Source organism: Sporomusa rhizae, from assembly GCF_041428845.1.
In the GTDB taxonomy this organism is placed as follows: domain Bacteria; phylum Bacillota; class Negativicutes; order Sporomusales; family Sporomusaceae; genus Sporomusa; species Sporomusa rhizae.
In genome coordinates this window covers 2,155,300-2,169,198 of the sequence record NZ_CP156925.1, presented here as the reverse complement: position 1 = coordinate 2,169,198, position 13,899 = coordinate 2,155,300, and the positions used below count along the sequence as shown (strand labels likewise).

12 protein-coding genes are annotated in these 13,899 nt (G+C 44.4%); all 12 read right to left on the bottom strand.

Annotated features, from left to right (window positions below):
- Positions 1–75: 75 nt before the first annotated feature.
- The 12 genes from SRRS_RS09835 to SRRS_RS09780 all read right to left on the bottom strand — a co-directional run bounded on the left by SRRS_RS09835 (position 76) and on the right by SRRS_RS09780 (position 13,883).
- The gene (locus SRRS_RS09835; protein WP_371368369.1) at positions 76–3,210 is read right to left on the bottom strand and encodes an efflux RND transporter permease subunit; all 3,135 of its coding nucleotides are present in this window, start codon (positions 3,208–3,210) and stop codon (positions 76–78) included.
- A 12-nt stretch (positions 3,211–3,222) separates the two neighbouring features.
- Positions 3,223–4,356 (bottom strand): efflux RND transporter periplasmic adaptor subunit, encoded by a 1,134-nt coding sequence (locus tag SRRS_RS09830; protein ID WP_371368367.1) that lies wholly within the window; start codon positions 4,354–4,356, stop codon positions 3,223–3,225.
- A complete protein-coding gene (locus SRRS_RS09825) occupies positions 4,353–5,006 on the bottom strand; it encodes a TetR/AcrR family transcriptional regulator (protein ID WP_371368366.1) in 654 nt (217 codons plus the stop codon). The genes SRRS_RS09830 and SRRS_RS09825 overlap by 4 nt, the downstream gene beginning before the upstream one ends.
- A gap of 157 nt (positions 5,007–5,163) precedes the next feature.
- Positions 5,164–6,210, bottom strand: a complete 1,047-nt coding sequence (locus SRRS_RS09820) for a glycosyltransferase family 9 protein (protein WP_371368365.1) — start codon at positions 6,208–6,210, stop codon at positions 5,164–5,166.
- Between the two features lie 34 nt (positions 6,211–6,244).
- Positions 6,245–8,434: a DNA topoisomerase III gene (locus SRRS_RS09815; protein ID WP_371368363.1), complete on the bottom strand. Its 2,190-nt coding sequence runs from the start codon at positions 8,432–8,434 to the stop codon at positions 6,245–6,247.
- Positions 8,435–8,574: 140 nt separating this feature from the next.
- Positions 8,575–9,540, bottom strand: coding sequence for an EamA family transporter RarD (gene rarD / locus SRRS_RS09810; protein ID WP_371368361.1), 966 nt, complete (start codon positions 9,538–9,540; stop codon positions 8,575–8,577).
- A gap of 39 nt (positions 9,541–9,579) precedes the next feature.
- Positions 9,580–10,224 (bottom strand): YitT family protein, encoded by a 645-nt coding sequence (locus SRRS_RS09805; RefSeq protein WP_371368359.1) that lies wholly within the window; start codon positions 10,222–10,224, stop codon positions 9,580–9,582.
- Positions 10,225–10,507: 283 nt separating this feature from the next.
- Positions 10,508–11,038 (bottom strand): 2-oxoacid:acceptor oxidoreductase family protein, encoded by a 531-nt coding sequence (locus SRRS_RS09800; protein WP_371368357.1) that lies wholly within the window; start codon positions 11,036–11,038, stop codon positions 10,508–10,510.
- Positions 11,035–11,787: a thiamine pyrophosphate-dependent enzyme gene (locus tag SRRS_RS09795; protein WP_371368355.1), complete on the bottom strand. Its 753-nt coding sequence runs from the start codon at positions 11,785–11,787 to the stop codon at positions 11,035–11,037. The genes SRRS_RS09800 and SRRS_RS09795 overlap by 4 nt, the downstream gene beginning before the upstream one ends.
- Positions 11,788–11,789: 2 nt before the next feature.
- The gene (vorB, locus tag SRRS_RS09790) at positions 11,790–12,860 is read right to left on the bottom strand and encodes a 3-methyl-2-oxobutanoate dehydrogenase subunit VorB (protein WP_371368353.1); all 1,071 of its coding nucleotides are present in this window, start codon (positions 12,858–12,860) and stop codon (positions 11,790–11,792) included.
- A 17-nt stretch (positions 12,861–12,877) separates the two neighbouring features.
- The gene (locus SRRS_RS09785; protein ID WP_371368351.1) at positions 12,878–13,087 is read right to left on the bottom strand and encodes a ferredoxin family protein; all 210 of its coding nucleotides are present in this window, start codon (positions 13,085–13,087) and stop codon (positions 12,878–12,880) included.
- Between the two features lie 169 nt (positions 13,088–13,256).
- Positions 13,257–13,883: a cyclodeaminase/cyclohydrolase family protein gene (locus tag SRRS_RS09780; RefSeq protein WP_371368349.1), complete on the bottom strand. Its 627-nt coding sequence runs from the start codon at positions 13,881–13,883 to the stop codon at positions 13,257–13,259.
- Between the last annotated feature and the right edge of the window lie 16 nt (positions 13,884–13,899).

Below are 13,899 nucleotides of genomic sequence, written 5' to 3'. Positions count from 1 at the left end.
GAGAGGTCGCTAAATAAATTAATTATTTAGCTCCTACTCGATTATCATATTTTCCAAACAGCTTTACCTAACATATCAACCGGCACGGCTTATTTTAAATGATTTTATTTTAGCCCGGCTATATTCAATAACAACGAATAGTACAGGTACCAGGAAGATTCCAAGGCCTGTAGCAACCAACATACCACCGACAACAGTTGTGCCTAACGCTGTACGCGCGGCAGCACCGGCGCCTGTTGATATCGCTAGCGGAATACAACCTAAGATAAAGGCAAATGATGTCATCAGAATCGGGCGCAGCCTCAGTTTGGAAGCCTCAATAGCTGCCTGCACCGGTTCCATGCCGTTGTCAGTACGCACCTTGGCATATTCTACAATCAAAATAGCGTTTTTAGCTGCCAAACCGATAAGCATAACCAGACCGATTTGCATGTAAATGCTATTTTCCAGTCCCCGGGCATATATGAAGAGAGCTGAGCCCAAAATGCCTGTAGGCACCGATAATAATACAGCAAACGGTATATTCCAGCTTTCATACAAAGCCGCCAGGCACAAGAATACGAACAACAGTGCCAGCCCGAAGATAACCGGCGTATGTCCGCTGGAGAGCTTTTCTTCCCGACTCAAATCAGCCCATTCGTAGGTAAAGGTTTTAGGTAATACTTCAGCCGCTACTTCTTCAAGTGCGGTCATAGCTTGGCCGGAACTATAACCTGGAGCCGTAGTGGCATTAATTTGCATGGCGGGATACCCGTTAAACCGCTTAATCAAAGTCTGGCCGCTTGATGAAACAGGGGTAACAAGGGTATTAAGCGGTACCATAGTACCAGCAGAACTACGTACATAGAAGAAACGGGTTGCATCGACATCAGAACGGAACTCTGGTTCAGCCTGCAACATAACTTTATAGGTACGGCCGAATCTATTAAAATCGTTGACCTGAACCCCACCCAGGAAAGTTTGCAACGCTGTGAATATATCCTGAACCGGAACGCCCAGTGCTTTTGCTTTTTCCCTATCCACCTCATATTTATAGGAAGGGGTATTGGCGCGAAAACTTGACTGAACCATACTGATTTCCGGCCGTTTCCGGGCGGCTGCAGTAAACTGTTGTGAGACATTATTTATTTCTTCCATAGAAGAACCGCCGCGATCTTGAATCATAAAAGTCAAACCGCCAACACTGCCGATACCCGGCAAGGCAGGCGGGTTAAAGGCGAAAACAGTAGCTTCAGGCATACCACTTACTTTACCCATGGCTTGCCCGATAACTGCGTTCAGTTGTGATTCCGGCGTTGTGCGCTCAGACCACGGTTTCAGACCGGCAATAACCATCGCGCCATTTGGCTTTTGACCACCGGCCAAAATATCAAAACCGGCGACTTCCATGGTGTTTTCTACTCCGGGCAGGGAGCGGTAAATATCACCTACCTGCGTAGCAATCGCGCGGGTACGGTTCATGTTGGCCGCTTCCGGCAAACTAACAACTGATAGCATAAAACCCTGATCTTCGTTCGGTACAAAGGTGGAGGGAATCATGCGCAGCAATCCAACACACAAAACTAAGATTACTAACAACCCTACGCCCCATAAACGTGCTTTACGAATAGAGCGCGCTACACCATTAGAGTAGTTTTCGGTTATCCGTTCAAACCACATATTGAACCGGTCAAAAAATCTTCCCAAAACACCGGAGGGTTTTTCATCCGTATAAGGCTGCAGTAAAAGACTGCAGAGCGCCGGTGTCAGCGACAAAGCGACTATTGCTGACAGGGCCATCGAAACAGCAATTGTAAGCGCAAACTGCTTATACAAAACGCCTGTTGTACCTCCGAAAAAAGCTACCGGAATAAACACGGATGCCAGCACGAAGGCTATCGCGATAACTGGTCCGGATACCTCTTCCATGGCCCGGATAGTTGCCTCTTTCGGATTGAGTTTTGAATGACGCATATGATGCTCAACTGCTTCAACAACAACAATGGCATCGTCTACAACCAGACCAATTGCCAATACCATGGCAAACATTGTCAGAGTGTTGATGGAAAAGCCCAGCAAAACAAAGGCACCGAAGGTTCCGACGAGAGAAACCGGCACCGCCAGCATCGGAATCATAGTCGCGCGCCAATTTTGCAGGAATAGATACACAATTACCAGTACCAGAGCCAGAGCTTCAAAAAAAGTGTGAATAACCTTCTCCAAAGATTCTCTGATGTATTTGGTATTATCAGTAAGAATACGATATTCCATGCCTGGAGGAAAACGTTTAGCCGCATCTTCAATAACTTGATGAACACCGGCAATAGTCTCTAACGCATTGGCTTCTGTTGTCAATTGAACAGCAAAGACTACTGAATCATTTCCATTAAAGCTGCTTTTAAATGTATTATCTTTGGCACTTAATTCAACGGTAGCAATATCACCTAAATGAATCGCCGAACCATCCGGCTGCGAACGGATAATTACTTTTCTGAAATCATCCTCAGTCACAAGACGGCCTTGAACACTGGCCGTGTATTGAAATTCCTGTTTTGCCGGGGAAGGAAGCTGACCGATAGTACCAGCCGGTGCCTGAATGTTTTGTTCTTTAATCGCATTCGAAATGTCGGCGGCAGTTATCCCAAGCTGGGCAAGTTTATCCGGCTTGAGCCAAATACGCATACTAAAATCAGTACCATATTCAGAAACATCGCCTACACCTTTGACACGGCGGATATCATCAATAACGTTGATACTGCCATAGTTCTTGAGAAATACACTATCATAGGTGTTATCAGGAGAAATTAAGCTGAAATACAATGCCGTATCCGGTGAAACCTTACGCGTAGTAACACCTGTCAGCTGTACATCCTGAGGCAGTCCGGAATTAGCCTGAGCAACCCGGTTTTGGGTATACATTGTTACCATATCGGGGTTTTGTCCCAATTCAAACTTAACATTGAGTGAATACCGGCCCGAGTCGGCGCTGGTTGAAGACATTGCAACCGCACCTTCTACCCCGTTAACCTGCTGTTCGATAACTTGGGCTACCGTTTTTTCAACGACATCGGCGTTAGCGCCGGTATAGGAAGTACTGATACTGACTTGTGGCGGCGTTATCTGCGGATATTGAGCAACAGGCAGATTAAATGCGGCAATACTTCCCGCTAATGTAATTATGATAGATATGACTATTGCAAAGATGGGTCGGTTTATAAAAAATTTTGCCATAGAACCATCCCCCTACTTCGCGACCGGAATAGCTAAATCATTTAGGCCGATCATGGTAACTTTCAGCGGGCTTCCCGGTTGTGCTTTGGCAAACCCTTCGACAACCACCACATCCTGAATTGTAAGCCCTTCTTCTACAATCTGCAAATTACCTATTTTGGGTCCTAATTTTACCGGCTTGCTTACAGCTTCGCTATTAGATCCAACAACTGTGACAAAGGTTTTACCCAGCATTTCTTGAACAGCCCGTTGCGGAACAAGCAGGGCATCCTGTCTTGTTTCACCAACAGCCACTACTCTGGAAAACATACCAGGTACCAACAGTTGATTTGGATTATCGAAAGACGCTTTCATGGCCAGAGTACCCGTCTGATTAGCCAAACCACGGTCTATCTGATCCAAATGACCGGCAACCGGATATTCGCTGCCATCACTAAGAATAAGCTTCAGATTTTTTCCCCAATCATCAGGTGAATTGCCCATTCGCGCAAACTTTAAATATTCGTTTTCACTCATGCTGAACCGAACCTGAACAGGGTCAACTGTTGAAACAGTCGCGATCACAGTGCTGCCAGCCTGGACATATTGACCGGCACTTAACTCATTCACGCCGATTTTGCCATCTACCGGCGACACAACCAGTGTATCATTTAAATCATTCCTAGCCTGATCAAGTTTAGCCTGATAAGCATTCACCTGGGCTTGTATTTGTTCAGCTTGCGACTCAGAAGTATCAAGCATTTGGTTAGCAATAGCGCCTTGGTCTGCCAGCTTTTGATAACGCCGTACATCGCGGCTAACATTGCTAAGGGAAGCTTGCGCTTGTGCTACCTGGGCCTGAGCATCGGCTACGGTAGCTAAATATTTACGCTGATCAATTTCAAACAATGGCTGTCCCGCCCGGACAGTATCGCCACCCTTTACTAATTTCCTGGCAATACTCCCAGATACCTGTGCCTTTATTGGTACTTCATCTTTTGCGACAATTTCGCCGACAAACTCATATGTAACAGGTGTGGTTTGCTGCATAACCTGCATTGCTTTAACTGCAACTTCTTGCGGCGGACGAGAAGCTTGTTGTTTACCGCAGCCTGTTACTACTAACAAAAGTAGTATAGTTAAGCAAATAATACTTTTTTGATTCACTTTCCGTTTTCTCCTCCCATTTTTGATTCATCTAAGCTTTTACCAGTTACCCCATATAAATAAATTTGCAGTGCATGTGCCATGTACTGTTCGGTAAAATTCTCTGCTTCGGGTAGCAGTTCACTAAAAAAATTCTGAGCGGTAAATGACAAATTTAATATTTTCATCATAGATAATGCGGCAAATTCCGGTTGAATATCTGACCTAAATTCCCCGCTAGCGATGGCCTCCTTAATGCACCCCTGCAAAAACAGCTGCAGCCGGAAAACAGAAGCTTTCACAATAGTATTGAAATACTTGGTTGGGCTAATAATTTCAAGAAAAAAAAGACGATCCAAATGTGGAATCTTCTTATTTGCATCAAGCAGCATATCGCAAAAACGTCTCAGCTTCATAACAGGCGAAATTTTTTCGTCGCTAATACTATTCATAGCATCGCCTAGTATTGCCAGCTGTTTTTTCAGTACAAAAGCATACAAATTATCCTTTCCACCGAAATAATAAGAAATCAAGGCGACATTTACACCGGCAGCGTCGGCTAATTCTTTTACAGAAACAGCAGCTAATCCTTTAGCAGCAAATAAAGGTATTGCTGCTTCAATAATTTTATTTACTGTAGGCTTCTCGGCATCAACCTCAAATCTCAACATATCCCCCCCATAGGCAAGACAATACCTTAAATCAAAATTTTAAACGCACATTTAATTATAAGATTTTTCCTCTCGCTTGTCTACCATGAAAATCCATTTCCCCATAAAAAGAATAATCTTCCTGTATTTTTTCACAGGAAGATTATCAGTATTGTTGTTACCGCAACTTTTTTAATACATAGTATACTTGCTTAACTACCTGATCAGGCGTCACACTATTCGTGCAAATGGCCTTGCCCTTCGGACACTTGGTCTTATGACAATAGGCACATGGTTGTTGGTTAAATACCGCGGTATTACTATTGCCTGGCGGAGTATATGTTTCCGGATTGGTAGGCCCAAATATGGCTACGGTAGGTGTACCCAGAGCTGCCGCCATATAAAGCGGCCCGGTATCGCCGGCAATAACTACTGTCGCTTTTTCTAAGAGAGCCGCCATCTCTAACAGGCTGGTATGGCCAATTGCATTAATTATCGGCATATCTCCGGCTTTTGCAGCAATTTCCTGCCCCAAAGGCAATTCACTTTTGCCGCCGCACAACAATATTTTGAAGTCTTTAGCGAGCTGTAGTGCTGTTGCTGTAAATAATTCAGGCGGCCAATTCTTAGTTGGCCAGGTTGTACCGGGAACCAAAACTGCCAGTTTATCCAGCGAACAGACATTAGCTGCCTGTAAGTAATCCCTGGCAAACTTTTTGGCTGTTTCCGGCACCACCAATGTCATTTCCCGGGAAGAAGGAGTAATACCCAGGTTAGTAAGTACACTCAAATACCGGTCAATAATATGGTGACCACTAGGAGCTGCCGTTTCCGTCATAAACCAGGGATTGCACTCCCCCGACTGACTCATGCCAATCCGCCGGTTAGTCTTTACCTGCTTTGCAATCATCGCCGTCAAAAACAAACCATGTATATCAAGTACAGCATAAAAAGGCCTGTTGGCCAACGCTCTCTTCAACTCTTTCCATACGGCAAAGGCTTGGGAAAATTGACAATCCTTCACGTATTTATCAAATCGTTCCCGGGACCAAATTATTATTTCATCCACATGGGGGTTATATTTTATCAGGTCGGCACAAACTTCACCAACAAGCCATGTAATTTTACAGTCGGGCCACGCGGTTTTAAGCGCTTCCGCTACCGGAGTACAGTGGATAACATCACCAATTGAACTTAATCTGATAATTAATATGTCCCTACTCATAAATTACCGCCTTTACCAATCTTAACCAGCTGATTTACTTCAGTTTAAGCTTAGCTAACGCGTCCGCCAGCGCATTATTAAACGGCTGGGAATCTGAGGTCTGTTGTTTTAGATATTTCGAAACTTCTTTTTTGGAAACCTTGGTAGTACCTTCTTGTTTTTTCCGCTCATTAAATGCGGAAAGTTTCTCCCGGTAACCGCAAGCACAGGCAAAAGTACGGGCTTCTCCTTCGCCCCTGAGTTCAAGCTTTTTATGGCAGTTAGGGCAGCGGGCATTAGTTATTTGGGCTACATTTTTCCGGTAACCGCACTCCCGGTCCTGACACACAAGCGCTTTACCGCGTTTACCGTTAACCTCAAGCAAATACTTACCACATTCCGGACACCGGGTACGGGTAAGGTTATCGTGTTTGAAGTTTTCCTGACTATTTTTTATTTCAATAATAATTGACTTGGTATAGTCTTTTATCTCGGTAATAAATGCCTGCTTTTGCAATTGGCCTTTGGCAATAGTGCTGAGTTTCTGTTCCCAGGAGGCGGTTAACGCCGGCGATTTCAGTTCATCAGGCACCAGTTCTAAGAGTTGTTTGCCTTTGGAAGTTATAAAAATATCTTTACCTTTTTTTTCAATAACGAAACTGCTAAATAACTTTTCGATCATATCGGCCCGGGTAGCAACAGTACCAAGCCCGCCTGTTTCGCCAATAATTTGCTTAAGCGCCTTACTTTCACCCGCCATATATTTTGCCGGATTCTCCATAGCCGACAGTAAACTTGCTTCATTAAAAGGAGCCGGGGGTTTAGTTTCGCCTTTGGTCAGCCTAACATCAGCAATAGGCAAAATATCTCCTTTTCTTAAGCCAGGAATCACTTGCTCAACTATGCCGTCAACCGCCTCCTCCTCATCATGATTATTACTGTATAACTCCTTCCAGCCAAGGGAGAGTATTGTTTTGCCTTTTGCGATAAAGATTTCATTGCCAATTTGCGCTCTAACCGTTGTCTCGGCGTATTCAAACGGCGGACAAAGCACTGCCAAGAAGCGCTTGACAACTAAATCATAGATTTTCTTTTCCTTGTCAGTCAACGTGCTTACTGCTACAGGCTGCTCAGTAGGAATAATGGCATGGTGGTCTGAAACTTTGCTGTTATCAACAAAATGACTGCCTGCTTTTATCGTACCTCTTAGTATCTTTAGAATCTGTTTAGAATAAAGACCTGTATCACACGCCTTCACCCTGTCTTTTAATGTTTCAACAATATCTGTAGAAATATACCGGGAATCAGTACGCGGATAAGTCAAAGCTTTATGGGTTTCATAAAGTTTTTGCATGACAGCTAACGTTTCTTTGGCGGAAAACCCAAATATTTTGTTAGCGTCCCGCTGCAATTCGGTTAAATCATATAGAGCCGGCGAAAAGCTCTTTTTATTGACTTTATGTACGTCAATTACTTCTGCCCTTTTTCCGGAAATATTCTTAATAATCTTGTCACAGATCTCTTTATCAAACGTCTTATAGTCTTTCGTTTTGCTGTCTTGCCAACTCAGCTTCAGGCGGTCGGCAGCTGCTGTGATTCCATAATACGTCCGGGGCTGAAAATTCTTTATCTCAGCCTCCCTGGCAGCAATGATGGCTAACGTCGGAGTTTGTACGCGTCCGCAGGATAACTGAGCATTGTATTTTGTCGTTAACGCCCGGGTGGCATTAATGCCTACCACCCAATCGGCCTCGGCCCGGGCCACGGCCGAGGCATATAAGTTTTCATAGCTCTTGCCTGGTTTAAGGTTGGCAAAGCCGTCACGGATTGCCTTGTCGGTAACCGAGGAAATCCATAGTCGTTTAATAGGTTTATTAACATGTGCTTTCTCTAATATCCAGCGGGCTACAAGCTCGCCTTCCCGCCCCGCATCGGTGGCAATTACAATTTCATTTACATCCTTGCGGTTGAGTTGTTCCTTTACGGCGTTAAATTGTTTGCCTGTTTGTTTAATCACTACAAGTTTAAGATCCTTGGGCAGCATCGGCAAGTCTTCCAAGCGCCACGCCTTATATTTATCATCATAGGCTTCAGGGTCAGCTAAAGTTACTAAGTGCCCCAACGCCCAGGTAACAATATATTTTGATCCTTCCAAATACCCGTTGCCTTTGGTGTTGCAATTCAACACCCTTGCTAAATCCCGCCCAACCGAGGGCTTTTCTGCTAACACTATTGTTTTACTCATGGTAACCTCACAAAAAAATAAATTTAGTTACTATTATACCCGTTATTTTCTAGATGTTAAAGTAAAAGGAAAACTGCCGGAAAACACTTTCACCGGCAGTCTAGCTGAATGTTGATAGAAATATCGTATTTCTCTGCTTATCAGGAGGCATCTTGCTGGCTTTGCTCTTTTTTCAGCAAACCAGCTATCCATTCCTCAGCTCCGATAAACGGTTTAGTTCTAGCTAAGGAAAACACCGTTAGGGCCAGCCAGATAAAGCTAAAGGAAACAAGGTGCGTGTTTGTAAAAGCTTCATGATAAACTAATAGCCCTACCATCAAAGAAATTGTGGGCGACAAATATTGAATAAAGCCCAATAAGCTTAGGGGCAGCCTATTCGCCCCTCCCGCAAATAACAAGAGCGGCGTAGCTGTTACCGCACCGGCTCCCCACAGAAAAGCAGCTGTCACCGGAGCACTGATACTAAAAGCGGAAACACCCTGATAAGATAAGTACAGGATATACCCCGCCGCTATCGGCATTACAATAAGCGTCTCCAGTGTCGTCGAAGTAATCGCACCAATATTGAGAATCTTTTTGCACATGCCGTAGAAAGCAAAAGAAACTGCCAATGCTAACGATATCCAGGGGATAGAGCCGAAATTAACTGTCATATTAAGCACACCAATGGCGGCCAGCACAAAGGATACACTCTGCCAAAACGACAGTTTTTCTTTTAAAACAAGCATGCCTAATACAACGCTGACAAGCGGATTGATATAATAACCAAGACTTGTTTCCACAATTCGGCTTTCGTTTACTGCCCAAATATAGGTCAGCCAGTTGACACTTATAAGCAAAGAGGCAATAACTAAGCCAATAAATTTTTTCCGGTTATGGACAATGGCCATCGTTTCTGCAATAAACTGGCGTAACGTGCGTGTCACTAAAATAATTCCGAACGTAAAGAGAAAAGACCAAATGACGCGATGCGCTAAAATTTCATAAGCCGGAACATACGATATCTGTTTCCAGTATATCGGCAGTATTCCCCATAAAAGATAAGCCCCCACGGCTGATATTATGCCTTGCAGCCGTTCTTTGGCTTGTTCAGTTTGCTCTCCCAAGACTACCCCGCCTTTGTTTGTATCTTGATTCATGTACTTTTAATCAGTATCACTTTCTGTAACCGGTTTTCGCCAGTAAAACAACGGATCATGCTCAATATCTTGCGCTCGTTTACCCATAATGCTAAATGCCCATTGTATGGACGGCCCTAATGTAAAAGCAATAATAATTGTTCCAATCCCAATCGGACCGCCGAGAAAATAACCAATTACAGCTACTAGAGTTTCAATAATCGTTCGTATTTTCCATACCGGCCAATCTGTTTTTTTTATGACTCCAACCATTAAACTGTCACGCGGCCCGGCACCAAAAGCGGCCGATAAGTAAAAGTAACTGGCCCAGCCTATTATCCAAATCCCCGCAAGCAGCAGCCCCAGCCTCGCCATCCAGTTATCAAACACCGGAACCCAGCCGCCAGCCATGATAATATCAATAAATAAGCCTATGAAGTACATGTTAGCCAGACTGCCCCAACCCGGTTTTACCCCTAACAACCAGCTTATCGCTATAACGAGAACGCCTGTTATCTGAGATATTTGCCCCATAGTAAACGGCAGATAGTTGGTAACTCCTAAATGCATGACATCCCAGGGAGCTGTTCCAAGATTACTTTGCACTGTCAAAACAATACCTAACGCAAACAGGAATACTCCCCAAAATAAAAAAAAGATACGCTTTACCATTGGCACCCTCTCCTACTACTGACACATTGCTGTGAAAGTCGAGGCTTTCATTACAGCATAACACCAAAACATATTTTTCTCAAATAAAAAAAATTTTACTTTACATTAAAATTAGTAATGAAAGCGGAAGCCGATGTTGCCCTTATCCAGGCGAAAGTTACACTTTCTATCAGGATAGGAAAGAGACTGAAACTCTTACTGAGTTCAGTCCCTTGTTAGCTGACACCTTACCTATTGATTTTTAGATAAAACCCAATAGACTATGTGCACACGCACAAGATTATTATCGTTCTAGTCCCTTTTTAATTGCTGCAACATTCAGTTCGTACAGTTCAGGCTTTTTCTTGCCGACTACCTCATCCATAGCCTTTGTAATACTTTCCATGTTAATAAGCGATAGTGCCGGCAGCAAGGCTCCCAGGCAAACCATATTGGCCAAACTGGAGTTACCGATTTCATTTGCCAGTTCAGTGGCCGAAACAGCCACAATCTTAATATCATCCCGCTTCTTAGTCAAATTGATAATAGAACTATTAACTACCAGTGTTCCACCGGGTTTAATCCTGTCTAAAAACTTATCATACGACGGCTGATTAAGCACAATTCCGGCGTCGGCTTGATTAATAACCGGAGAATTAATTTCCTCATCGGAAATAATTACTGAACAGTTTGCTGTTCCACCCCGCATTTCCGGGCCATAGGACGGAATCCAGCATACCTCCCGCTCACCGAGCATGCCGGAATAGGCCAGCACCTTGCCGATAAACATGACTCCCTGACCGCCAAAGCCGGCTAAAAGAATTTTATCCATCATAGGGCTTTCACCTCCTCCGGAACTTTTAGTTCACCCATTTCGTAGACAGGCAGCATGTTGTCCTGCAGCCACTTGAGGCTATCCACCGGTGATAATCCCCAGTTAGTCGGACAAGTGGATAAAACGCTGACAAAAGCAAAGCCTAATCCCATTTGCTGTACCTGGAAAGCCCGCTTAATGGCTTTTTTAGCCTGCATAATATTTTTAGGAGAGTCTACTGATACGGCGGCTACATATACTGCACCGTTCAAGGTGGCAATCGTCTTCGGCAAGTCAATGGGCGCACCAACCAGCATGGCATCACGACCGTAAGGGCTGGTTGTAGTTACTTGGCCCGCCAGGGTAGTTGGCGCCATTTGTCCGCCCGTCATCCCAAACACTGCGTTGTTTACCATGATAGAAGTAATCTTTTCACCCCTAGCCGCCACATGAATAGCATGTGCCGTACCAATGGCGGCAATATCGCCATCGCCCTGGTAGGTAAAAACAAGCCTATCCGGCAATGCCCGCTTGATGCCGGTTGCTACGGCCTGCGCCCGTCCGTGAGCAGCGCCAACGAAATCACAGCTAAAAAAATCCAGGGAAAAACCGGCACAGCCTACCGGGGCTACTCCAATTGTTTTATCAATAATTTCAAGTTCTTCCATGGCTTCGCCAATCAAGCGGTGAATAATACCATGGGTACAGCCAGGACAATAGTGAAAGGGGATATCTGTCAACCCTGTGGTCTTACTAAAAATCTTTTTCACAGCTACACCTCCCGAACAGCGGGAATATCAAATTGTTTGATAAGATCCGCTAATATTTCATCCTCATGCGGCAGCATGCCGCCTAAACGCCGGTGAAGTTTTACAGGTACACTGCATGCCAGCGCAAGTTTAACATCTTCAATCATTTGTCCGGTATTTAGCTCGACAGTCAGCACACCCTTAACACTATTTCTATAGGGTAAAAAAGCTTTTTCCGGGAACGGCCATAGTGTAATGGGGCGAATAAGCCCAAGCTTTATTCCTTGCTTGCGAGCTTTGTTCACAACAGTTTTAGCAATCCGTGCGCAAGTGCCATAGGCGGCAATGAGGTATTCAGCATCCTCAGTATGGAATTCTTCCCATTGTTGTTCTGCTTCTCTAATACTTTTATATTTTTCTTCCCAATAAAGATTATTGAGTTCGCCGATTTCATTTGTCAGTGAATAGCTGGCAATCTTACGTTTTGCCCTGCCTCGACAGCCGTCAGTTATCCAGTCTTTTTCCGGCAATATAGCAGCCGGCGTGCCTTTCAATTCCACCGGTTCCATCATTTGCCCCAAAAAACCGTCAGCAAGAATAAGCACCGGGTTTCTATATTTATCGGCAAGATCAAACGCCTTCATGGTGTAGTCATACATTTCCTGTCCTTTAGATGGTGCAAGCACAATTAGACGGTAGTCCCCATGTCCGCCGCCTTTAGTACATTGAAAATAATCGGATTGCGTTGGTCCCAGACCGCCGAGACCGGGGCCTGATCGATTAATATTTACTACAACAACAGGCAGTTCAGCTGCCGCGATGTATGACAAGCCTTCCTGCTTAAGACTGTATCCGGGACTTGAGGAAGCGGTCATTACTCTTGTACCGGTACAGGCGGCTCCATAGCACATATTAATGGAAGCAATTTCATCTTCACCTTGCAGCACCGTTCCTCCGGCTTTAGGCAAATGCTTGGACAGATATTCGACAATCTCGGTTGATGGAGTGATAGGATAACCAAAAAACAACTTACAGCCAGCCTGTATAGCTGCTTCAGCAATAGCTTCATTACCTTTAATCAGTTTTTTATCCATAGAAGTCGCTCCTTTCCTTATGATTCCTTATAAATTTCCAGTGCAACGTCAGGACACATGAGGGCACACAAGGAACACCCCACGCAGTTTTCTTCCTCTGCGGCAACGATTGTGTAATATCCCCTGGAATTAGCTTTATCACCAATAGCTAATACTTTTTGCGGACATACCGCAATACACAAACCACAACTCTTGCACTTTTCACTAAATACGCTAACCTTGGCCATCGAACTCACCTCCGCACACTTTTGTCCCACACCAAAAGTCACCAACTTCGTTAACATAACAAAATTATTAACAAGTTCTACAAAATTAACCTAAATAGTAAATTCTACGTTATGGTTTATTGTCCTTCAAATAAAAAAAACTCCGGTCGATGACCGGAGGATTTCGTTATTAGCCAATAACTTTTGCAGCAGTTGCTAAAAGCTCTGCATGCAGTTTGTTATCTTGCTCAATGATCTCTTTTACCTTAGCTTGAGTGGCAGTTATGTATGCTTCATCTTTAATACTGCCTAAGTTGATTTTTACGTTATATAGTGCGCCATGTAAACCGGCATGCGCCATAAGTCCGGCTACTGCAGCATCACTGGCAGCATTAGAGTTACCAATAGAGAGTACCCGTCCGGCCAGTTTAAGCACCTTTAAAGAAGATTCGGCCACACCTAGCGGCAAATTAGCGGCATGCTGCATTGCTTGTTGGATGGCTTTGCTTCTCGCGGCTTTCTCCTCATCAGTTGCCTTAGGCAATTTATAGGCATCCATAACCTTATTAAAAGCCTCGGTATCTGCGTCTACACATCTTGCCAATTCGCCTCTGAGCTGATCAGCTTCGGTTAAAATAGCCTCAACTTCGCTCTGAACTTCCGCATACTTACTATTGCCAATCGTCAGACGGCATACCATTGCCGCCAGGGCTCCGCCCAGCGAACCTGCCAAAGCGGAAATACTGCCGCCTCCCGGTGCTGGTGAGTTTGACGCCAGTTCTTCAAGAAAATCGTTAACTTTCATTTGAATCAACATTGCTTTCGACCCTTTC

Excerpts from the sequence above, each read along its gene's own strand:
- SRRS_RS09780 (WP_371368349.1), bottom strand. The coding sequence starts at position 13,883 with ATGTTGATTCAAATGAAAGTTAACGATTTTCTTGAAGAACTGGCGTCA.
- vorB (WP_371368353.1), bottom strand. The coding sequence starts at position 12,860 with ATGGATAAAAAACTGATTAAAGGTAATGAAGCTATTGCTGAAGCAGCT.
- SRRS_RS09825 (WP_371368366.1), bottom strand. The coding sequence starts at position 5,006 with ATGTTGAGATTTGAGGTTGATGCCGAGAAGCCTACAGTAAATAAAATT.
- SRRS_RS09800 (WP_371368357.1), bottom strand. The coding sequence starts at position 11,038 with ATGATGGATAAAATTCTTTTAGCCGGCTTTGGCGGTCAGGGAGTCATG.
- SRRS_RS09815 (WP_371368363.1), bottom strand. The coding sequence starts at position 8,434 with ATGAGTAAAACAATAGTGTTAGCAGAAAAGCCCTCGGTTGGGCGGGAT.
- SRRS_RS09835 (WP_371368369.1), bottom strand. The coding sequence starts at position 3,210 with ATGGCAAAATTTTTTATAAACCGACCCATCTTTGCAATAGTCATATCT.
- SRRS_RS09805 (WP_371368359.1), bottom strand. The coding sequence starts at position 10,224 with ATGGTAAAGCGTATCTTTTTTTTATTTTGGGGAGTATTCCTGTTTGCG.
- SRRS_RS09820 (WP_371368365.1), bottom strand. The coding sequence starts at position 6,210 with ATGAGTAGGGACATATTAATTATCAGATTAAGTTCAATTGGTGATGTT.
- SRRS_RS09785 (WP_371368351.1), bottom strand. The coding sequence starts at position 13,087 with ATGGCCAAGGTTAGCGTATTTAGTGAAAAGTGCAAGAGTTGTGGTTTG.